This window comes from Roseovarius tibetensis (assembly GCF_050896375.1).
In the GTDB taxonomy this organism is placed as follows: domain Bacteria; phylum Pseudomonadota; class Alphaproteobacteria; order Rhodobacterales; family Rhodobacteraceae; genus Roseovarius; species Roseovarius tibetensis.
On record NZ_JBPBBB010000049.1, the window covers coordinates 1 to 20,529 of the forward strand.

Here is a 20,529-nt window from a genome sequence, read left to right on the forward strand (position 1 = left end):
CTATGCACAGCGCGACGTGCTCGATATGGTCGCGTGAAATGAAGCTATAGGTCTCCGGTAAATCCGGGGCGATTCACTTGCAGCCCACCGAGGTTCCGGCAGAAGACGCCGCGCTGGAACGCGGGGCCCGTCTTGATACCGCAGGCAGTGCCGTTGCCGGATCGCAATGGCGGTGTTCTGACAAGATGTCGCGCATACTGGCGACCCCGTCATTCTCGATAGCCGTGTGACTGGTCCACACGCAACGCTTGCTCAACCTGCGGTTTTTCTGCAAGCATTGAAAGTGGCAGGTCGTTCATGGCGTCTGCGCGGAACGGACCTTGATCCAGGCGGGTATGGCATATGTGGGACTTCTCTGCACGGCAGGCATTCGGGCTGATGGCGCATACTTGGCCATTCATCGTGTTTCGCATGGCCGTGTATTTCGGTGTCGCGGTCGCGTACGTCCTGATGACCGGGGTCGGTGCCGGTGTCGGGTGGGGAATCGGCGGCTTTGGTGACGAGGGGTTTCGGACCAGCGCCACCCTCTGGGGCGGCGTGGCGGGTTTCGGCATTGTCGCAGCCGTTATGTATCTGATGCGCGAATACCTGCTTTACGTGGTCAAGGCCGGCCACATCGCGGTGCTTGTCGAACTTCTGGACGGCAAGACATTGCCCGAGGGGCGGTCGCAGATCTCTCATGCACGCGGCGAGGTGACGGAGCGCTTTGGCCAGACCAGCGCCCTGTTCGCCGTGGATCAGCTAATCAAGGGGGTGCTCCGCGCGATTACAGGTCTGGTTCGCGGCATGATGACCCTTCTGCCGATCCCCGGCGCGCGGCAGGTCGTCACCATCATCCACGCGTTTCTCAGGGTCGCTGTCGGGTTCATCGACGAGGTGATCCTTGCCAACGCCATGAGAGCCCGCTCGACCGATGCATGGCAGTCGGCGCGAACCGGGCTGGTTCTTTACGGACAGAATTACAAGGTGATGCTCAAGAACGCGGCATGGCTGGCGCTGCTTGTCTACGGCCTGTCCTTCGTCGTGTTCCTCGTGATGCTGGCGCCGGCGGGCCTTGCCGTCTACCTCATCCCCGGCGCCTGGTCGGCGGGCGCGATGGTTTTTGCGGTGCTGTTCGCCTGGAGCGTCAAGGTGGCCTTGCTCGAACCCTTCGCCGTGACCTGCATGATGCAGGTCTACTTTCGCACGATCGAGGGACAGGACCCGGATCCTGCCTGGGATGCAAAGCTTGACGGTCTGTCGTCGAAGTTTCGCGAACTCAAACAGCGGGCGCCCACCCCGGCCGCTGCAAGTGCAGAGGCGACCGGGTAACCGCAGTCCGAACACGGGGGTCTCCGGTGTCCGGAGAGGTGCCCCTCGACACAAGCCAGCGTCACCTCACGATACACGTCCACGGTAAGAAAGCTCTTCTGCCCGTCCCGCCGCCGGCGCCCCCTTAGGACCTCGTCAAAGACCACCGCTTCAGCGGCGCGTCCGCCTGGCATCATTCATACGAGGGCATCGGTACACGCGTGTCAGGAACCGGGGGGCGTCTTGGATGACGTTTCATACCCCAACCTGTTTGATGGCACGCGGCATCGCGGCAGGCGCCGTGCATCCTGCGACTGGTCGCATGCGTGGGTCCAAGAACCGTCTTGATCACGCTGCTTTCGGAAGGCTTTGCCGAACAGAAAACGGCCCCGCCATTCCGACGGGGCCGCCTGTGTCACGCCATGGGCGTCGAACGTTTACTTGTCGTCCTTGTCGCCTTTCAGCGCGGCGCCGAGGATGTCACCCAGCGACGCACCGGAATCGGACGATCCGAACTGCTCCACCGCTTCCTTCTCTTCGGCGATCTCGCGGGCCTTGATCGAAAGGCCAAGCCGCCGGGTCTTGGCGTCCACGTTGGTCACACGGGCGTCAATCTTGTCGCCGACCGAGAACCGTTCCGGGCGCTGCTCCGAGCGGTCGCGGCTGAGATCCGAGCGGCGGATGAAGGATTTCATGCCCTCATACTCCACCTCGATGCCGCCATCCTCGATCGACGTCACCTCGACCGTGATGACAGAACCACGCTTCACGCCACCCACGGCCTCGGCGAACTTGTCACCGCCAAGCGCCTTGATCGACAGCGAAATACGCTCTTTCTCGACATCGACTTCGGACACGACGGCCTGAACGACATCGCCCTTCTTGTAGCTCTGGATCGCGTCCTCGCCACGCTCGTCCCAGCTCAGGTCCGAAAGGTGAACCATGCCGTCGATATCGCCTTCCATGCCGATGAACAGGCCGAACTCGGTGATGTTCTTCACCTCGCCCTCGACCTCGCTGCCCGGAGGATTGTTTTCGGCGAAAACCTCCCACGGATTGCGCATGGTCTGCTTGAGCCCGAGGCTTACGCGGCGCTTGGCCGGATCGATTTCGAGCACCATGACCTCGACTTCCTGAGAGGTCGAAACGATCTTGCCGGGATGCACGTTCTTCTTGGTCCAGGACATTTCCGAGACGTGCACGAGACCCTCGACCCCCGGCTCCAGCTCCACGAAGGCGCCGTAATCGGTGATGTTGGTGACACGGCCGGTATGCGTCGATCCCAGCGGATACTTCGCGCCGACCAGATCCCACGGATCCTCCTGCAGCTGCTTCATGCCGAGGCTGATGCGGTGGGTTTCCTTGTTGATCTTGATGACCTGAACCTTGACGGTCTCGCCGATCGACAGGATCTCGGAGGGGTGGTTGACCCGGCGCCACGCCATGTCGGTGACGTGCAGCAGGCCGTCGACACCGCCCAGATCCACGAAGGCACCGTATTCGGTGATGTTCTTGACGACACCATCGACATTCTGCCCTTCGGTGAGGTTCGCGATGACCTCGGCACGCTGTTCGGCGCGGCTTTCTTCCAGAATGGCACGGCGCGACACGACGATATTGCCGCGGCGGCGGTCCATCTTGAGGATCTGGAAGGGCTGCTTGAGGCCCATCAGCGGACCGGCGTCGCGCACCGGGCGCACGTCGACCTGGCTGCCGGGCAGGAAGGCCACGGCCCCGCCGAGATCGACGGTAAAGCCACCCTTGACGCGACCGAAGATCGCACCTTCGACACGCTCTTCGTCGGCATACGCCTTTTCAAGACGGTCCCATGCCTCTTCGCGGCGGGCCATCTCGCGGCTGATGACAGCCTCGCCCTTGGCATTCTCGGCCGAGCGCAGAAACACCTCGACCTCGTCGCCGACAGAGATGTCGGGCTGCTCGCCGGGATTTGCGAATTCCTTGAGATCGACGCGGCCTTCCATCTTGTAGCCGACATCGATGATGGCCTGGCCCGCCTCGACGGCGATCACCTTGCCCTTGACGACAGTGCCCTCGTCGGGGGTGTCCATTTCGAAGCTTTCGTTCAGGAGGGCTTCGAATTCCTCCATGGATGCGTTTTGAGACATGTGGTGTCTGTTTCCTTTACACGTGCATTTTTCCGGCCGCGCGGTTGTGTCCGCCGGTCTTCGAGGGTTTCGTTGGTCAGATGGCTCACAAAGCAAAGAGGGCCGGTGATGCCGACCCTGCTCGATCTCTTGACTTTGTAACGCGGTCCATCTCGTTGACGAGCGGACAATACCGGGCGCTGCGGCATAAATCAAGGCTGCCCGGCCGTGTCACGGTCGATTCCGGGCGCACCCCTGGCAGGGGCCGTATCCGGGCAGGCGCGTCGCGGCGGAGGTCGGGATCACGCGCTTGCGATCCCGACCACGCATGTCATTGCGTGCCGTCTTCCATCGACTGAACGCGCTTGATGATCCGCTGGTTCAGTTCCTGATCCTCGTTCGCGGCTTGCGCGATCTCGGTATACCGGTCCAGCGTCATTCCGTCGGTGTCATCGATCACCTGCGTGATCTCCGCATTGGCTTCTTCCACAATCGATGCCTGCTCATCCTCGTTCTCGGCATTTTGCAGCATCGGCGTATATTTCTGGCGCACCTGGGCCACTTCCAGAAGGGCGTCCGTGAAGATGTCCAGCTCCTCTGCCGAATAGCTGTCTGCGCTCTGGGCTGCTGCGCCCTGGGCCGTGGGCCGTGACGGCAACCATCGGTGCGGCGGTAAGCGCAAGGGCGATGGCGGTTGTGGTGGCCTTGAGTGTGGTATTGGTCAGCATGACGCCTCCGTTCGAATTGGGTCCGGGACACGACCGATCTGCCGCATCCCACCTGCAACGTGGATTTGCCGCCGAACATGCGCAAGCGGATGCGCGGAACCTTGCCAAGCGTCGGCTCAGCCGCGGGCCGCATCCACGATCGCGACGGCCTTTGCCACCGCCTCGGCGATCGTCATTTCAGAGGTATCCAGCCTGTGCGCATCCTTGGCGGGTTTCAGCGGGGCCTCTGCGCGGGCGCTGTCACGGGCGTCGCGTTGGCGCAGGTCCGCCATGACCATGTCGCGGGTCACATCGTGACCGCTCTCGATCATTTCCTTGTGACGCCGCCGGGCGCGTTCGGCGTCCGACGCGGTGACGAACAGCTTCACGTCCGCATCGGGGCAGATCACCGTCCCGATATCGCGCCCGTCCAGCACCGCGCCCCCGGCCCGGCGGGCGAAGGCGCGCTGAAAATCCAGCAGCGCCTGCCGCACCTCGGGGATCGCCGCCACGTGGCTGGCCGCCTGGCTGACATCCGGTGTGCGCAGGTCGTCCGCGTGCAGATCGTCCGATTGCAGGCTCTGCGCCGCCTCGACGGCATCAAGCCCCGACAACATCCGCCGCCCCGTCGCACGATAAAGCAGCCCGGTATCGAGATGCGCAAAGCCGAAATGCGCGGCCAGCGCCCGCCCGATGGTGCCCTTGCCCGCCGCTGCCGGCCCGTCGATTGCGATGGTGAACGCCATGCCTGCCCTCTCGTGTGATGGACCGCCTTGCTAGCCGATCCAGCCCCCCGCCTCAAGCATCGCTTGACGGGACCGTCCGGGCACGGCATCACCCGTGCATGTTGATCTACAAGATTTTCCGCGCCCATGAATGGGCCGATCTGCGCGCGCAGGGCACGACCTGGGGCGCGGCTGTCGATATCGCCGATGGCTTCGTGCATCTGTCGACCGCCGACCAGACCGCCGGAACCGCGGCCAAGCATTTCGCGGGCGAGGACGGCTTGGTGCTGCTGGCCGTCGAGGCCGACCGCCTTGGTGACGCGCTGCGGTGGGAAGCCTCGCGCGGCGGCGCGCGTTTCCCGCATCTGTACCGTGATCTGCGGATGTCGGACGTGGTCTGGACGGTGCCCTTGCCGCTGACGGACGGCGTACACCAGCTGCCCGCGGACCTCGCATGACACCGCTGGAACGCGCGGGCCTCGGTCTTTTGCGCCGGTTCGATCCCGAAACCGCGCATGGTCTCGCGCTGCGCGCCCTGCGGCTCGGGCTGGTGCCCGGGCCGGGGCCGATCACGTCCCCGCGCCTGGCGACGCATCTGGCGGGCATGACGCTGCCCAACCCTGTGGGTCTGGCTGCCGGGTTCGACAAGAACGCCGAGGCGCTGACACCGCTGTCCCGCGCCGGGTTCGGATTTCTGGAGGCCGGGGCGATCACCCCGCGTCCCCAGCCCGGCAACCCGCGCCCGCGGCTGTTCCGCCTGCCAGAGGATCGCGGTGTCATCAACCGCTTCGGCTTCAACAACCGGGGCATGGAGGCCGCCGTCGCACGCCTTGCACAGCGGCCGCGCAATGCGGTGATCGGCCTGAACCTGGGGGCGAACAAGGACAGCCCGGACCGGGCCGAGGATTTCGCCCGCGTTCTGGCCTGTTGCGGGCCATACCTCGATTTTGCCACGGTCAACGTCTCTAGCCCCAACACCGAGAACCTGCGCGACCTTCAGGGCGCCGAGGCGCTTGCGGCGCTGCTCAAGGGCGTGATCGAGGCGCGCGATTGGCTGCCCACGCCGATCCCGATCTTCCTGAAGATCGCCCCGGATCTCGGCGACGGCGAATTGTCGGAGATCGCCGAGGTCGCGCGCAAGGCACAGATCGACGGGATCATCGCCACCAACACGACCCTCGACCGCGACGGGCTGCGCAGCCCTGCGCGGAATCAGGCCGGCGGGCTGTCGGGCCGGCCGCTGTTCGAGACATCGACACGGATTCTGGCGCGACTGTCGCAGTTGACGGGCGGCGAGATGCCGCTGATCGGCGTGGGGGGTGTCGCCTCGGCCGCCGATGCCTATGCCAAGATCCGCGCCGGCGCCACCGCTGTGCAGCTCTACTCGGCGCTGGTCTATGACGGTCTGTCGCTGGTGGCCGAGATCGCGCACGGCCTCGACGCGCTGTTGCAGCACAACGGGTTTTCCAGCGTGGCCGAAGCCGTGGGCACCCGGCGCGACGACTGGCTGTAACGCCGCACCCACGCTCACTTCTGCCCGGCGACCGCCGGTGCCGCGTCGGGCGCGGCCAGCCGCAGACCGCCCGCCTCTTCGATGAACCCGATCACCTGCTCAAGGCCCATACCACTGCGCAATTGCGCCAGCACATAGGGTCGCGCCCCGCGCGCGCGGGCCGTGTCGGCCTCGAGTTGCACAAGATCGACGCCCACATGCGGCGCGAGGTCGGTCTTGTTGACCACCAGCAGGTCGGATTTCGTCAGCCCCGGCCCGCGTTTGCGCGGGATGTCCTGCCCGGCGGCGGTGTCGATCACGTAGATCGTCAGGTCCGCCAGTTCCGGGCTGAAGGTCGCGGCAAGGTTGTCACCTCCCGATTCGATCAGCAAGAGGTCGAGATCCGGGAAGGCTGTGTTGAGATCGGTCACGGCGGCAAGGTTGATCGAGGCATCCTCGCGGATCGCGGTATGCGGACAGCCGCCCGTCTCGACCCCGCGAATGCGGTCACCGGGCAGCACCTGCGCGCGCATCAGGTGGTCTGCATCCTCGCGCGTGTAGATATCGTTTGTGATCACCGCCATGGAACAGCGCACGGCCAATGCCCGCGCCAGCCCTTCGGTCAGCGTGGTCTTGCCGGCGCCCACCGGGCCGCCGATCCCGACGCGTAGCGGGCCGTTCATGCGGTGCATACTCATGTGCGAAAAATCCTCACCTCTTGGGTTTCATGCTGCAGCGCCGCGAGGTCGCCGGCAAGCGCGCATGTGCCGATATCGTCGAGCGCGGCACAGGCGGCCCGCGCCGCCACATCCTCGATCATCGGTATCAGCCGGCTCAGCACCACCTGCCCCTCTGTCTGGCCAAGCGGCACATGGCGGATCGCGATCGTCACGAGATTGCCTGCAAAGCCCTGCAGGTACAGCGCCAGCACATCCTCTTGCGGCAGATCGAGGGCTGAGGCGGCCTCACCCACGGCCACCGGCAACATCCGGGGCGGCAGCGCCTGCCCGGTGATCCCCGAAATGGTCCGCGCCAATGCCGTGCCCTGATCGAGGCTTTCCCGCAGGCGTTCCGCGCACGGGGCCAGCGCCCGCGCCAGATCGTCCACCGCGTCGCGATCGCCGTCCAGCGCATGCGCCAGCAGCACCGCATCCTGCCAGCCCGCGCCGAAACGCAGGATATTGCCCAGCCAGATCCCGAGGCTATCGGCATCCCGCACCGTGCCCGCCGCGATTTCGGTTTCCAGCCCGTGCGAATAGGCGAACGCACCGGTCGGAAACGCGGGTGACAGCCACTGGACCAGCGTCAGATGTGCGATACTCAGCATCACGCGGGACTGTGATGGGCATGGCCGTGGTCATGCCCACCATGATCGTGGCCCATCGTCCGGCCCTTGCCATAGGCACCGCCCTCGGGTCGGAACGGCCCGGTCACCGGGGTCAGGTCCGCGCCGATATGCGCCAGCATCGCCTCGATCACGTGATCGCGGCGGATCGCCAGATGATCGGCGCCCATCTCGCACGGGGTATGCCGGTTGCCGATATGCCACGCCAGACGCGGCAGGTCGCCGCGCACCTCGACCAGATCCTCGGGCGCGGCCACGACCGCCACCGCGCGGCCATCATCCAGCACGAACCCCCAGTGATCGTCGAGGTTCGTGACCTCGGCAAGATCGACCAGAAAGGCGAGCCCCCCCTGCCCCACAAGTCGCTTGCGCCGCATCAGCCGCGCGTCGTAGTCGAGCGCGACGGTATCGGCGATGTCTTCCGGTGCACCGGACAGAAGGTGACGGGCGGTCGGCAGGTCGGTCATTATATCGCCTCAGAACAGGAAATAGCGTTGCGCCATCGGCAACTCGGCCGCCGGTTCGCAGGTCAACAACACGCCATCCGCGCGCACCTCGTAGGTCTCGGGATCGACCTCGACCTGCGGCGTCAGGTCGTTGTGGATCATGTCCCGCTTGCCGATGCCCCGCGTGCCCGCAACCGCCACAGTGTCCTTGGCCAGCCCGAGCGCGGCGCCGATCCCGTCGGCCTGCGCCGCGGCACTGACGAACGAGACCGAGGATCGCTTCAGCGCCCGTCCGAACGCCCCGAACATGGGCCGCGAATGCACCGGCTGCGCGGGGATAGAGCCATTGGGATCGCCCATCTGCGCCAGCACGATCGAGCCGCCCATCAGTACAATGTCCGGTTTTGCCCCGAAAAAGGCCGGGGTCCACAGCACCAGATCGGCGCGTTTGCCCACCTCGATGCTGCCGATATGCGCAGCCATCCCGTGGACTATGGCCGGATTGGTGGTGTATTTCGCGATGTAGCGTTTGACGCGGATATTGTCGTTGTCGCCGGTCTCGTCGGCCAGCCGCCCGCGCTGTTTGCGCATCTTGTCGGCGGTTTGCCAAGTGCGGATGATCACCTCGCCCACGCGGCCCATCGCCTGGCTGTCAGAGGCCATGACCGAGAACGCGCCCATGTCGTGCAGGATATCCTCTGCGGCGATGGTCTCGCGCCGGATGCGGCTCTCGGCAAAGGCCACATCCTCGGGGATCGCCTTGTCGAGGTGATGACACACCATCAGCATGTCGAGATGTTCCTCGATCGTGTTGACGGTGTAGGGCATCGTCGGGTTGGTCGACGAGGGCAGCACGTTCTGCGACCCGACCACCTTCATGATGTCGGGCGCATGACCGCCGCCCGCGCCCTCGGTGTGGTAGGCATGGATCGTGCGGCCCTTGAAGGCGGCCAGCGTGTTTTCCACGAAGCCGCTCTCGTTCAGGGTGTCGGTGTGGATCATCACCTGCACATCCATGTCGTCGGCCACGCTCAGGCAGTTGTCGATGGCCGCCGGCGTGGTGCCCCAATCCTCGTGCAGCTTGAGCGCGCAGGCCCCGGCCTGCACCTGCTCGACCAGCGCGCCGGGCAGGCTGGCATTGCCCTTGCCGGCAAAGGCAAGGTTCATCGGCAGCGCGTCGGCGGCCTGCAGCATCCGCCCGATGTGCCACGCCCCCGGCGTGCAGGTCGTCGCCAGCGTGCCGTGTGCGGGGCCTGTCCCGCCGCCAAGCATCGTGGTGATGCCGGAATGCAGCGCATCGTCGATCTGCTGGGGGCAGATGAAATGGATATGCGCGTCGAACCCGCCGGGCGTCAGGATGCGGCCCTCGGCGGCGATGACTTCGGTCCCCGGGCCAATGACGATATCGACGCCGTCCTGCGTGTCGGGATTGCCCGCCTTGCCGATGGCGGCGATCCGCCCGTCGCGCAGGCCAATATCCGCCTTGACGATGCCTTGATGGTCCACGATCAGCGCGTTGGTGATGACCGTGTCCATCGCGCCCTCGGCGCGGGTAACCTGGCTTTGCCCCATGCCGTCGCGGATCACCTTGCCGCCGCCGAACTTCACCTCTTCGCCGTATGTGGTGAAATCACGCTCGACCTCGATGACGAGGTCGGTATCGGCCAGCCGCACACGGTCGCCGGTGGTGGGGCCGTACATGCCGGCGTAATCGGCGCGGGGGATGGACTGGGGCATATGTCAGACTCCGATGACGTTGCCCGCGCCGCCGGGCAGCGCCCGACCGCGGGGGGGCGCTGCGACGGTCGAGACCGGGCACTTTATGGTGCAGCCACATCCAAGGGCAGTTCCATGTACAGATACCGAGAAAGCGCCCGCCCGGGGGGCGGTCGGGCGCTGCCCGGCGGCGCTTCGCGCCTCGGTTCCGGGCAAAAGGCACATTGAATCAAACCCGCACATCACAAATCCCCCATCACCTGCCCGTTGAACCCGAACACGCGCCGTGCGCCCGCGTATGGAATCAGCCGAACCTCGCGAGTCTGGCCCGGTTCGAAGCGCACGGCGGTGCCGGCTGGGATGTCGAGGCGTTGGCCGCGTGCCGCGGCCCGGTCAAAGGACAGCCCGCTATTGGCCTCGGCAAAGTGATAATGACTGCCTACCTGCACAGGCCGGTCGCCGGTATTGGCGACCTCCAGCACAGTGACCTGCGCGCCCGCGTTCAGGGTGATCTCACCCTCCGCCGGGAAAAGCTCTCCAGGGATCATTTGCGACCCCGTCCGATGAGATAGCCGCCGGCAAGGGCCAGCAGACCCACGATGACAAGCCACATCGCATCTATACCGTGCGGGTGCATATGCGGGCCGGCATGGGCCTCGGCCAGCGTTGGCACCAGCAGGACGGGAAGGACATATCGCATGGGAACGCTCCTGTTTCAGCGGATGGGATCATGGACGGTCACCAGCTTGGTGCCGTCGGGAAAGGTCGCCTCGACCTGTACCGAGGGGATCATCTGCGGGATACCGTCCATGCATTGCTCGGCGGTGACGACATGTGCGCCGGCCTCCATCAGGTCGGCGACAGAACGTCCCTCGCGCGCGCCCTCGACCACGAAATCGGTGATCAGCGCGACCGCCTCGGGGTGGTTGAGCTTGACACCGCGCCCCAGCCGCCCGCGCGCCACCATCGCGGCGACCGAAATCAGCAGCTTGTCCTTTTCGCGGGGATTCAGGTTCATCGCATGTCTCCTAGCATTGCCAGACGCGGGGCAGCGGGCCGGGCCGCAGCACCCGCACCAGCCGCATGATCTGCCGGCGCAGCGGCCAGCCGTCGCCGGCCATCAGGCGGATCACCAGCTTGCCGTCGAACCCCGACGCGGCCCCCGTCACGCCCGGCTCGTCCAGTTCCACGCGCACGCGGGTCACCGCGTCCTCGGCCCCTTGCGCCACCAGCGCCAGCGTGGCGAAGGCCCGCGCGCCGTCCAGCACGCCCGCGCCGGCGGTCAGCGCGTCGGTGGCCAGGTGCAGCGGCTCGACCAGGACGGGACGCCCGGCGCGGGTGATGCGGCGACTGTCGCGCAGCGTGACGCGGCGGACCGTCTCGCCCATGGCGGCACGGCCCAGCACGACGGATTCCAGCATCATGCAGGACGCATCCGGCGCAAGATCGATCACCGTCTTGCGCGCCAGATGGCTTTGATCGAAAAGGATCGTCTCCTGCGGCAGCCAATCAAGATGCGCGCCCGCCCCCAGCCGGTGATGCACCGTGACCTGCGCGGGGCCATGCGCGCTGCGATAGGCGCGCTCGGCGGTCTGTGTGGTGCCGGTCGCGCGGCCCCCCTCGGCAAGGTCGATCCGGTAGGACAGGCGGTCACCTCCGGTCAGCCCGCCCGAGGTATTCAGCAGAACGATCTCGGGGCCCGAAGCGCCGGGATGCAGGAACGCCTTGGCCGATCCCTGCTGATGCAGCCGGTCGAGCCGCCCGCCATCCGGTCCCGGCAGTAGCGTGACATGCGCGGCGCCATGGCTGCATTCATGCGTCAGGGGCGGGGCGGGGCAGGCATCCATCTGCGGATCTCACATCACTATGGACCCAAGCGTATCGCCGCCGCGCCGGACAGCCAGCCCTGTCGCCTGCCTTGGGGCAGGCGCACGCTGCGGAACGCGCGAGCCTGCCCTTATTTCCAGCAGGCCGCCCATCAAATAGACACTTCGCGCAACAACCTGTCCCGTTCGACCGTCGCCGCAGGCTCTGACAGGCGCACCTCGCCGCGGTTGAGGACCACGAACCTGTCGGCGAGATCATGGGCGAAGTCGAAGAACTGCTCGACCAGCACGATGGCGATCTCGCCCTCATCGCGCAGGACGCGGATCACCTCGCCGATCTGTGTGATGATGTTGGGCTGAATCCCCTCGGTCGGCTCGTCCAGAAGCAGCACGCGCGGCCGCGCGATCAGCGCGCGGGCGATGGCGAGCTGCTGTTGCTGACCGCCCGACAGGTCGCCGCCGCGCCGGCCCTGCATCTCGGCAAGCACGGGGAACAGGTCGTAGATCCGGTCGGGAATCGTGCGCGCCCCTTTCGGCAGGCAGGCAAAGCCGGTTTCGAGGTTCTCGGTCACGGTCAGCAGCGGAAAGATCTCGCGTCCTTGCGGGACATAGGCGATCCCGGCCTGTGCCGCCTGCGCCGCGTTCAGGTGGTCGAGCACGGCCCCGTCGAGGCTGATCCGCCCGTCCGTGTAGGGGTGGCGCCCCGCGATGGCCTTGAGCAAGCTGGTCTTGCCCACGCCGTTGGTGCCCATCACCGCCGTCACGGCGCCGGGTCGCGCGGTAAGGCTGACCCCGTGCAGGATCTGCGAGGCGCCGTAGTGCAGGGTCAGGTCCGCGACGTTCAGCATGGCTCATCTCCCGAGATAGACATCGATCACCTCGCGGTTTTGCGTGACATGATCGAGGCTGCCCTCGGCAAGGACCGCCCCCTCGTGGAGCACGGTCACCCGGCAGTCGAGCCTGCGCACGAACTCCATGTCGTGCTCGATCACCACCACGGCGCGGGTCCGCGCCGCGCGCTTGAGCAGGTCGGTGGTGTGTTCGCGCTCTGCCGGGGTCATGCCAGCGGCGGGTTCGTCCACGAGCAGCAGGCGCGGGTCCTGCGCCAGCAGCATCCCGATCTCGAGCCATTGCTTCTGCCCGTGGCTGAGTTCACCGGCGCGGCGCGGCAAGTCGGGTGACAGCCCGATCTCCGCGGCAAGCTCGGCGACGCGCGCGACGCTCTCGCGCGACGGGCGCGACATCAGCACGTCCAGCGGCCCGCGATCATCCTTGAGGGCCATGGCGAGATTCTCGTGCACCGTCTGGTGCTCGAACACGGTGGGTTTCTGGAACTTGCGCCCGATCCCGGCACGGGCGATGGCGCTTTCGCTCATGCCGAGCAGCGACAGCGATGTCTCGCCCCAGATCACGCGGCCTTCATCGGGCCGGGTCTTGCCGGTGACGATGTCCATGAAGGTCGTCTTGCCCGCGCCGTTGGGACCGATCACTGCCCGCAGCTCCGGTTCGGCGATGGCGATCGACAGGTTGTTGATCGCGCGGAAGCCGTCGAAGCTGACGGAAACGCCGGACACCTCGAGCAGCGTGGTCATGGCTTCCTCACCAGGTAATCGAAGAGACCGCCGATCCCGCGCGGAAAGAACAGCGTGACCGCGACGAAGCCGAGGCCCAACAGCACCAGCCACCAGTCGGTCCAGTTGATCGTGTAGAATCCGAGATCGATGTCGGGCGCGCCGCCCCCGGTGAACCAGCTCGACAACAGGCTGACCAGCGCCGCGCCGATGATCGCCCCGTAGAGCCGCCCGCGCCCGCCGATGGCGACCCAGACGGCAAGGTAGATCGAGGCGATCGGCGCGACCTCGGCGGGGTTGATGATGCCCGCCTGCGGGTAATAGAGCGCCCCGGCGATGCCAGAGATCATCGCGGTCAGGGTAAAGACCATCAGCTTGTAGCTCTCGACATGGTAGCCGAGAAAGCGCACCCGCGCCTCGTTGTCGCGGATGGCGCGGATGACCGATCCGAACTTGTCCGAGACGAGCCACGCGAAGAAGACATATCCCGACCCAAGGGCGACGGCCGAGGCCCAGAAGAACCATAGCGCCACGGTGGATTGCGGCAGGTGCAACAGGCCGGGGATGTTCTGCAGGCCCGACAGCCCGTTATTGCCACGCAGCCCGCTGTCGTTCTGGAAAAGGTAGAGCGACAGCGCCAGCGTCATCGCCTGGGTGAGGATGGACAGGTAAACCCCGGTCACGCGGCTGCGGAAGGCAAGCCAGCCGAAGACCAGCGCCAGCAGACCCGGCACCAGCACCACCATCAGCAGTTGCAGCGGCAGGCTGTGCGCAAAGACCCAGATCGCCGGCAACGCGTCGCTGCCCACCACGCCGAAGATCTGCGCGGCGATGGCGTCGTCGATCTCGCCCGGTGTCGGCGGGATCGGGGCGTCCGCCAGCGCGTCGATCACGAGACCCTCGGTCCGCGCATACATCAGCCACATGCCAATGGCGTAGCCGCCCAGCCCGAAGAAGGCGAAATGCCCGAGGCTGAGGATGCCGCAATAGCCCCAGACCACGTCCATCGCCACCGCGATCAGGCACAGGCAGAGCGTCATGCCGAGGATCTTGACCATCGAGGTCGAAAGCACCGCCACGCCGCCCCCGTCGGCCAGGATCGTGACACCGAGGGTGAAAAGGCCCAGCAGGCCGAGGACCCATATCACCGATGGCTTTTCGGCGAGGAAACTGCGTTTCATGTCAATGCGTCCCGTCGTGCTGCGAGGTTTTGCGCCGCGCGTTGCGCGTCGCCGGGGGCGAGGGGGTTTCACCCCCTCGCGCTCCCCCCGCTCCCCCAGGGTATTTGAGCCAAGAAGAAGCTGCGATCATGCGCTCAGTCCCCAGCCGCGCGACCCTTGAGGGCGACGATGCCCCTGGGTCGGAACTGGATGAAGAGGATGACGAAGAGCACCATCCAGGTTTGCGCTGCAAGCGTGTTCGAGGGGTTGAGCCATTCGATCCCCTTTTGCAGGAACCCGATCAGCGACGCGCCCGCAAGCGTGCCCCAGACATTGCCGACACCGCCGACGACCACGGTCATGAAGCTTTGCACGATGTAATTCGCGCCCATCTCGGAGGTGACTTGGGCATAGAGGCCGATGGCCACGCCCGCGACCCCGGCGATGCCCGAGCCGAGCCCGAAGGTGAGCATGTTGATCCGGTCGGGGTTGATCCCCATGCTGGCGGCCATGCCGGGGTTCTGCGTGACAGCGCGCACCTCGAGCCCCAGCCGCGTGCGCCGCAGGATGTAAAGCAGCACGGCAAGGAAGATGAGCGCGAGAACGAAGATCGCCACGCGGATGGTCGATATGCCGATGGTGTCGTTGAGCGTGATCGCCCCGCCCAGCCAGTCGGGCGCGGTCAGCGGGCGGGCCTGCGTGCCGAAAATGTTCTTGGCCAACTGCTGAAGCGCGATGGAGAGGCCGAAGGTGGCCAGCAGCGTTTCCAGCGGCCGGGTATAGAGATGGCGGATCACCAGACGCTCCATCGCGACGCCCGCCCCGAAAGTGACGGCAAAGGCCAGGGGCAGCGCGATCAGAAGGCTGACAGTGTAATCGGGAACGAGGATCTGCACGACATAGCCGGTATAGGCGCCCATCATGATGAACTCGCCATGTGCCATGTTGATGACCCCCATGACACCGAAGGTGATGGCAAGGCCGATGGCCGCGAGAAAGAAGATCGAGGCAAGCGAGAGCCCGTCGAGCACCATGTCGGCCGTCTGGTAGAGGCCGAGTGCGCGCGCGGTGGCGTCGAGCGCGTCCTGCGCCGCGCGCGTGATCTCGGGGTCGGGTTGCAGGTATTCGGCGTAGAAGACATGGCCCGCCACGGCCGTCGCCACCTCGTCGGGTGCGGCGCGCGGCGGCACCGTGCCGGCCGCCTCGAGCGCCTCGTAGGCCTCCGCCCGGCCCGCGAGCGTGTCCAGACGGTGCACCGGAACGCCGCCGACGCGGCCATCGACGATGTGCTGCGCCAGCACGTCGCGCAGATCCGCCGCCGTCCGGCGCGGCGGGGCGAGGCCCGCCGCGACAAGGCGGTTATGCGCCTCTGCCTCGGTAATGTCCGACCCGACCTCGAGCACGCGCGCGATATTGGCATCCCCGGGCAGGGTGTCGGCCACCCCGTCACGCGTCGCGGTCAGCTGGTTGAGCACGCCGCGCGCCTCGATGCTGGTATCGCCCGCCAGCGCCGCGATCGCGTCGAGGCGTTCGGATTTCGTCGCACCGAACTGTGCCTTGAGAAGCGCCAGAAGCCGCGCCTTTCGGGTCCTGATCTCGGGCTCGGTCTCGCTGTCGATACTGTCGGCGAGCGGCGCGATCTGACTGGCATCCGCGCTGCGCATGATGGCGTCGAGCGCGGCCTGCCGGCGCGCAGGGTCCGGCGCGGTCAGCTCGACCGGAACGAGTGCCGCGGCCAGTTCCCGGCGCACCCCGGCATTGGGCCGGATCTGATCGACCGCGCGGCTGCCGACAACATCCACCGCCGCGCCATTGTCGATATCGATGAGGCGCAGATCGTCACCCGCCTCCTCGGCGTAGAAGAATTGCCCGTCATCGGGGCGCAGGTACACCTCGCGATCCTCCCACTTGCGCAGGAAATCGGTGATTCCGGGGTGGTCGCTGTTGATAAGATCCGCGATCACCGGACCGATCGTCCGGCGCGACGGGCTTGCCAATGCGTCGCGATGCTCTTGCAAGATCGGTTGCAGATCCTCCTGCGCCGCCACGGCGTCAGGCCGCAAGACCATGGCGCAGGCAAGGATCACGAGCATCGCGGCACACCGGACGGGAAGAATGAGAACGTGCATATCAGATCCTGCTGCAAAGGGCCGCACGGGACAGCCCCGCGCGGCCCGCGTTGCCCTCAGTAATTCGAGGTCATCTGCACGCAGGTCTCTGTCTCGGTGTTGTACATTCCGCAGCCAAGCTCCTTCCAGTCGCTCTTGAGCGGGGCACTCGCGGGCAGGTGGTCGGTCCACGCATCGCCGGGCACTTCCTCGGTCTGGCTGATGATGTCGAACTGGCCGTCATCGCGGACCTCGCCGATCAGCACCGGCTTTGACAGGTGGTGGTTGGCGTTCATGACCGCCGTGCCGCCCGTCAGGTTGGGCACCGTCTGGCCCCACATCGCCTCGCGCACCGCATCGACATCGGTCGTTCCGGCCTCGGTCACCGCGTTCACCCACATGTTGAAGCCGATGTAATGCGCCTCCATCGGGTCGTTGGTCACGCGGTCCTCATCGCCGATATAGGCGTGCCAGTTCTCGATGAAGGCCTCGTTTTCGGGCGTGTCGGCGGACATGAAATAGTTCCACGCCGCGAGATGCCCGACCAGCGGCGCTGTATCGAGGCCGGACAGCTCTTCCTCGCCGACGGAGAACGCCACGACGGGGATATCCGCCGCGTCGATGCCCTGCGCGGCCAGTTCCTTGTAGAAGCCGACATTGGCATCGCCGTTGATCGTCGAGATCACGCCGACCTGCTTGCCCGAAGCCCCGAGCGCCACGACATCCGACACGATCGTGGCCCAGTCGGAATGGCCGAAGGGCGTGTAGTTGACGAAGATATCCTCACCGGCAATGCCTTTGGACGTCAGGTAGGATTCCAGGATGTTGTTCGTGGTGCGGGGATAGACGTAATCGGTCCCGAGCAGCGCGAAGCTTTCGACGCCCAGCTCCTCTAGGAAATAATCCGTCGCCGGGATCGCCTGCTGGTTCGGTGCGGCCCCGGTATAGAAGACGTTCTTCGAGCTTTCCTCGCCCTCGTACTGGACGGGGTAGAACATCAGGCCATTCAGTTCCTCCAGCACCGGCAGCACCGACTTGCGGCTGACCGACGTCCAGGACCCGAAAATCACGTCGACCTCGTTGACGGTCAGCAATTCGCGCGCCTTTTCCGCGAACAGCGGCCAGTCCGAGGCGGGATCGACGACCACTGGCTCGATCTCGCAGCCCAGAACGCCGCCATCCGCATTCTGCTGCTCGACGAGCATCAGCATGGTATCCTTGAGGGTGGTCTCCGAGATCGCCATCGTGCCCGACAGCGAATGCAGCACGCCCACCTTGACGGGACAGTCCTGTGCGAAGGCAGGCGGTGCAAGAAACGCGGTCGTCGCGGCAAGGCCCGCCGCCAGGGTTGTGGGTTTCATCTGTTTCATATCTCCCGTGTCAGGTCTGCCGAAACGGCAGGGACAGGCTTGCAGCCATTTTTATCCGGATCACGACGTGCAGGGGGATGGGGCCTTCTTTCCGAAGTGCTGTCATGTTTCCGCGCGATGGTGCGGCAACCCCCGTGATGCGCTGTGTCCTGTGATTTAGCCAACATGCCTGTCGCGGGACGAACAATTGAAACCCGACGCATTGCATGACCGGCGCGGGCACGCGCCTTTGATTTGGGCGAGCGGTCCGGGCGCTGCCCATTTATTCTGCATCCGCAAGATCGTTTCCGCAGCGCAGCGCACGAAATCGGCGTCATGCGCCCGGCAGCGCGCGCCGCCGCCCACCACGAAAAAACCCCCGCCTTTCGGCAGGGGTTTTCAGCATTTTCGCAAGATCTGCGGCGGGTCAGAGACCGGTGGTCACATCGATCGTGTTGCCCTCGGCCAGCGTCACGTAGGCTTTCTTGACGTCGTTCCGACGGCCGGGCTGACCCCGGAAGCGCTTTTGCTTGCCCTTGGTGATCGTCGTGTTGACCGCCTTCACCTTGACCCCGAAGAGCGCCTCGACGGCCTCCTTGATCTGAGGCTTGTTGGCGTCGATCGCGACTTCGAACACAACCCCGCCATGCTCCGAGGCCATGGTGGCCTTCTCGGTGATGACCGGCTTGCGGATCGCATCATAATGTTCAGGTTTCGCGCTCATTTCAGATCACCTTTCCCGAGACGGGCCTCCAGGGCCTCGACACCCGCGCGCGTCAACACGAGCGTGTCACGCTTGAGGATGTCATAGACATTTGCGCCGACCGACGGAAGCACATCGAGACCCTCGATGTTGCGGGCCGCCTTCGCGAAATCCGCATTCACCTCGCCCCCGTCGATGATCAGCGCCCGTTTCCAGCCAAGATCCTTGATCTGACGCGCAAGCGTCTTGGTCTTGCCATCGCTTGCCGCATCCTCGATCACGACCAGCTCGCCGGCCTTGGCCTTGGCGGACAGGGCGTGCTTGAGGCCAAGCTGACGCACCTTCTTGGGCAACTCATGCGCATGGCTGCGCGGCGTCGGCCCCTTGTAGATACCGCCCTTGCGGAAGATCGGCGCCGAGCGTGCCCCGTGGCGTGCGCCACCGGTGCCCTTCTGGCGGTAGATCTTCTTGGTCGAATAGCTGACCTCGGAGCGGGTCTTGACCTTGTGCGTACCGGCCTGCGCCTTGTTGCGCTGCCAGCGAACGACCCGGTGCAGAATGTCCGCGCGCGGCTCCAGCCCGAAGATGTCTTCGCCCAGATCGACCGCACCGGCGGTGCCACCGTCCAGTTTGATCACGTCGAGTTTCATTTCACTCATCGTCCTTCTTCTCGGCGTCGAGATCGGCCTCGGCCTCTTTCAGCGCGGCTTCTTCGGCAGCGGCCTGCTCTTCGGCAAGACGCTTGGCCTCGGCCTCTTCCTCGGCTGCGGCCTGTGCGGCGGCTTCCTCGGCGGCTTTCGCGGCTTCCTCGGCGGCGGATTTCAGCGCGGCGGGCAGGATGGCATTCTCGGGGAACGGCTTTTTCACCGCGTCCTTGACCGTCACCCAACCACCCTTGGACCCTGGCACGGCGCCACGGATCATGATCAGACCGCGATCCGCATCGGTCCTGACGACCTGCAGGTTCTGCGTCGTCACGCGGGCGGCGCCCATGTGGCCGGCCATCTTCTTGCCCTTGAACACCTTGCCGGGGTCCTGACACTGACCGGTGGAGCCGTGACTGCGGTGGCTGATCGACACGCCGTGGGTCATTTCCAGACCCCGGAAATTGTGCCGCTTCATCGCACCGGCAAAGCCCTTGCCGATCGAGGTGCCGCAGACATCAACGAACTGCCCCTCGAAGTAGTGGTTGGCGGTGATTTCCTCGCCGACCTTGATCAGGTTCTCGGGCGCCACGCGGAATTCCGCGATCTTCCGCTTGGGTTCCACCTTGGCAACAGCGAAGTGCCCGCGCATCGCCTGCGTGGTCCGCTTGGCCTTGGCGGTGCCGGCCCCCAGTTGAACGGCCGAATAGCCATCCTTCTCGGCGGTGCGCTGTGCCACCACCTGCAACTTGTCGAGTTGAAGAACGGTTACCGGCACCTGCCGCCCGTCTTCCATGAACAGCCGGGTCATGCCGACCTTTTTCGCGATCACACCAGAGCGCAACATGTCTTGCCCTCCTTAAACCGAAATCTGGACGTCCACGCCGGCGGCGAGGTCGAGCTTCATGAGCGCGTCCACCGTCTGCGGCGTGGGATCGACGATATCGAGCAGACGCTTGTGCGTCCGGATCTCGAACTGCTCGCGCGCTTTCTTGTTCACGTGCGGGCTGCGGAGAACGGTGTATTTCTCGATCTTGTTCGGCAGCGGAATCGGCCCGCGCACATGGGCGCCGGTCCGTTTGGCGGTGTTGACGATTTCCTGCGTGCTGGAATCCAGCACGCGATAGTCAAACGCCTTCAGCCGAATGCGAATGTTCTGGCTTTGCATCTGAAAGGCCTTTCACGGCATTGGAGTTGATAGGAGGACGGCCGGATGACCCGGCCCCCCTCGTCGAACCCTGCCCCGGACACGGCCCGGGGCCTGAGTGGTTTTATACGAGGATCTTGGAGACGACGCCGGCGCCGACGGTGCGGCCGCCTTCGCGGATGGCGAAGCGCAGGC

The 20,529-nt window shown here is 65.6% G+C and carries 24 protein-coding genes; 3 read left to right on the forward strand and 21 right to left on the reverse strand.

What is annotated here, in order from left to right; translation table 11 throughout:
• Window positions 1-342 precede the first annotated feature (342 nt).
• A complete protein-coding gene (locus ACROSR_RS17990) occupies window positions 343-1,311 on the forward strand; it encodes a hypothetical protein (RefSeq protein ID WP_432687271.1) in 969 nt (322 codons plus the stop codon).
• Between the two features lie 416 nt (window positions 1,312-1,727).
• Here ACROSR_RS17990 and rpsA read toward each other — a convergent pair whose 3' ends face one another.
• From rpsA to ACROSR_RS18005, 3 genes are all read right to left on the reverse strand, one after another.
• Window positions 1,728-3,611: a 30S ribosomal protein S1 gene (gene rpsA / locus ACROSR_RS17995; RefSeq protein ID WP_432687272.1), complete on the reverse strand. Its 1,884-nt coding sequence runs from the start codon at window positions 3,609-3,611 to the stop codon at window positions 1,728-1,730.
• 115 nt (window positions 3,612-3,726) lie between these two features.
• Window positions 3,727-4,053, reverse strand: a complete 327-nt coding sequence (locus ACROSR_RS18000; protein ID WP_432687273.1) for a DUF4168 domain-containing protein — start codon at window positions 4,051-4,053, stop codon at window positions 3,727-3,729.
• Between the two features lie 186 nt (window positions 4,054-4,239).
• Window positions 4,240-4,848 carry a (d)CMP kinase gene (locus tag ACROSR_RS18005; protein WP_432687274.1) on the reverse strand — a complete coding sequence of 203 codons (609 nt, stop codon included), beginning with the start codon at window positions 4,846-4,848 and terminating at the stop codon, window positions 4,240-4,242.
• A gap of 98 nt (window positions 4,849-4,946) precedes the next feature.
• Between ACROSR_RS18005 and ACROSR_RS18010 the strand changes: the two genes are divergently transcribed.
• Both ACROSR_RS18010 and ACROSR_RS18015 read left to right on the forward strand, forming a co-directional pair.
• Window positions 4,947-5,285: a DUF952 domain-containing protein gene (locus tag ACROSR_RS18010; RefSeq protein WP_432687275.1), complete on the forward strand. Its 339-nt coding sequence runs from the start codon at window positions 4,947-4,949 to the stop codon at window positions 5,283-5,285.
• Window positions 5,282-6,340 carry a quinone-dependent dihydroorotate dehydrogenase gene (locus tag ACROSR_RS18015; protein WP_432687276.1) on the forward strand — a complete coding sequence of 353 codons (1,059 nt, stop codon included), beginning with the start codon at window positions 5,282-5,284 and terminating at the stop codon, window positions 6,338-6,340. The genes ACROSR_RS18010 and ACROSR_RS18015 overlap by 4 nt, the downstream gene beginning before the upstream one ends.
• Window positions 6,341-6,354: 14 nt before the next feature.
• Here ACROSR_RS18015 and ureG read toward each other — a convergent pair whose 3' ends face one another.
• The 18 genes from ureG to ACROSR_RS18105 form a co-directional block, all read right to left on the reverse strand.
• Entirely contained in the window at window positions 6,355-7,011 is a 657-nt protein-coding gene (gene ureG, locus ACROSR_RS18020) for an urease accessory protein UreG (RefSeq protein WP_432687290.1), read from the reverse strand.
• A gap of 2 nt (window positions 7,012-7,013) precedes the next feature.
• Window positions 7,014-7,643, reverse strand: coding sequence for an urease accessory protein UreF (locus ACROSR_RS18025; RefSeq protein WP_432687291.1), 630 nt, complete (start codon window positions 7,641-7,643; stop codon window positions 7,014-7,016).
• A 2-nt stretch (window positions 7,644-7,645) separates the two neighbouring features.
• A complete protein-coding gene (locus tag ACROSR_RS18030; RefSeq protein ID WP_432687277.1) occupies window positions 7,646-8,131 on the reverse strand; it encodes an urease accessory protein UreE in 486 nt (161 codons plus the stop codon).
• Window positions 8,132-8,140: 9 nt separating this feature from the next.
• Window positions 8,141-9,847 (reverse strand): urease subunit alpha, encoded by a 1,707-nt coding sequence (gene ureC, locus ACROSR_RS18035; protein ID WP_432687278.1) that lies wholly within the window; start codon window positions 9,845-9,847, stop codon window positions 8,141-8,143.
• A 221-nt stretch (window positions 9,848-10,068) separates the two neighbouring features.
• Complete coding sequence (locus tag ACROSR_RS18040; protein ID WP_432687279.1) at window positions 10,069-10,374, reverse strand: urease subunit beta; 306 nt, start codon at window positions 10,372-10,374, stop codon at window positions 10,069-10,071.
• Window positions 10,371-10,526, reverse strand: coding sequence for an LPXTG cell wall anchor domain-containing protein (locus ACROSR_RS18045; protein ID WP_432687280.1), 156 nt, complete (start codon window positions 10,524-10,526; stop codon window positions 10,371-10,373). Before ACROSR_RS18045 ends, ACROSR_RS18040 begins: the two co-directional genes overlap by 4 nt.
• A gap of 15 nt (window positions 10,527-10,541) precedes the next feature.
• Complete coding sequence (locus tag ACROSR_RS18050; protein ID WP_432687281.1) at window positions 10,542-10,844, reverse strand: urease subunit gamma; 303 nt, start codon at window positions 10,842-10,844, stop codon at window positions 10,542-10,544.
• Between the two features lie 10 nt (window positions 10,845-10,854).
• A complete protein-coding gene (locus tag ACROSR_RS18055) occupies window positions 10,855-11,673 on the reverse strand; it encodes an urease accessory protein UreD (RefSeq protein WP_432687282.1) in 819 nt (272 codons plus the stop codon).
• A 131-nt stretch (window positions 11,674-11,804) separates the two neighbouring features.
• Complete coding sequence (gene urtE, locus ACROSR_RS18060) at window positions 11,805-12,500, reverse strand: urea ABC transporter ATP-binding subunit UrtE (RefSeq protein ID WP_432687283.1); 696 nt, start codon at window positions 12,498-12,500, stop codon at window positions 11,805-11,807.
• A 3-nt stretch (window positions 12,501-12,503) separates the two neighbouring features.
• Window positions 12,504-13,244, reverse strand: coding sequence for an urea ABC transporter ATP-binding protein UrtD (gene urtD, locus ACROSR_RS18065; protein ID WP_432687284.1), 741 nt, complete (start codon window positions 13,242-13,244; stop codon window positions 12,504-12,506).
• On the reverse strand, window positions 13,241-14,404 hold the full coding sequence (gene urtC / locus ACROSR_RS18070) for an urea ABC transporter permease subunit UrtC (protein WP_432687285.1): 1,164 nt from the start codon (window positions 14,402-14,404) through the stop codon (window positions 13,241-13,243). Before urtC ends, urtD begins: the two co-directional genes overlap by 4 nt.
• A 134-nt stretch (window positions 14,405-14,538) precedes the next feature.
• The gene (gene urtB, locus ACROSR_RS18075; protein ID WP_432687292.1) at window positions 14,539-16,476 is read right to left on the reverse strand and encodes an urea ABC transporter permease subunit UrtB; all 1,938 of its coding nucleotides are present in this window, start codon (window positions 16,474-16,476) and stop codon (window positions 14,539-14,541) included.
• A gap of 92 nt (window positions 16,477-16,568) precedes the next feature.
• On the reverse strand, window positions 16,569-17,852 hold the full coding sequence (gene urtA / locus ACROSR_RS18080) for an urea ABC transporter substrate-binding protein (RefSeq protein WP_432687286.1): 1,284 nt from the start codon (window positions 17,850-17,852) through the stop codon (window positions 16,569-16,571).
• A 415-nt stretch (window positions 17,853-18,267) separates the two neighbouring features.
• A complete protein-coding gene (locus ACROSR_RS18085) occupies window positions 18,268-18,564 on the reverse strand; it encodes a 50S ribosomal protein L23 (protein ID WP_432687287.1) in 297 nt (98 codons plus the stop codon).
• A complete protein-coding gene (rplD, locus tag ACROSR_RS18090; RefSeq protein WP_432687293.1) occupies window positions 18,561-19,193 on the reverse strand; it encodes a 50S ribosomal protein L4 in 633 nt (210 codons plus the stop codon). Before rplD ends, ACROSR_RS18085 begins: the two co-directional genes overlap by 4 nt.
• Window position 19,194: 1 nt before the next feature.
• Window positions 19,195-20,034, reverse strand: coding sequence for a 50S ribosomal protein L3 (gene rplC, locus ACROSR_RS18095; protein WP_432687288.1), 840 nt, complete (start codon window positions 20,032-20,034; stop codon window positions 19,195-19,197).
• A 12-nt stretch (window positions 20,035-20,046) separates the two neighbouring features.
• Window positions 20,047-20,355 carry a 30S ribosomal protein S10 gene (gene rpsJ / locus ACROSR_RS18100; protein ID WP_432687289.1) on the reverse strand — a complete coding sequence of 103 codons (309 nt, stop codon included), beginning with the start codon at window positions 20,353-20,355 and terminating at the stop codon, window positions 20,047-20,049.
• 103 nt (window positions 20,356-20,458) lie between these two features.
• On the reverse strand, window positions 20,459-20,529 hold a 71-nt coding region (locus ACROSR_RS18105), incomplete at its 5' end, for an EF-Tu C-terminal domain-related protein (RefSeq protein ID WP_432687294.1).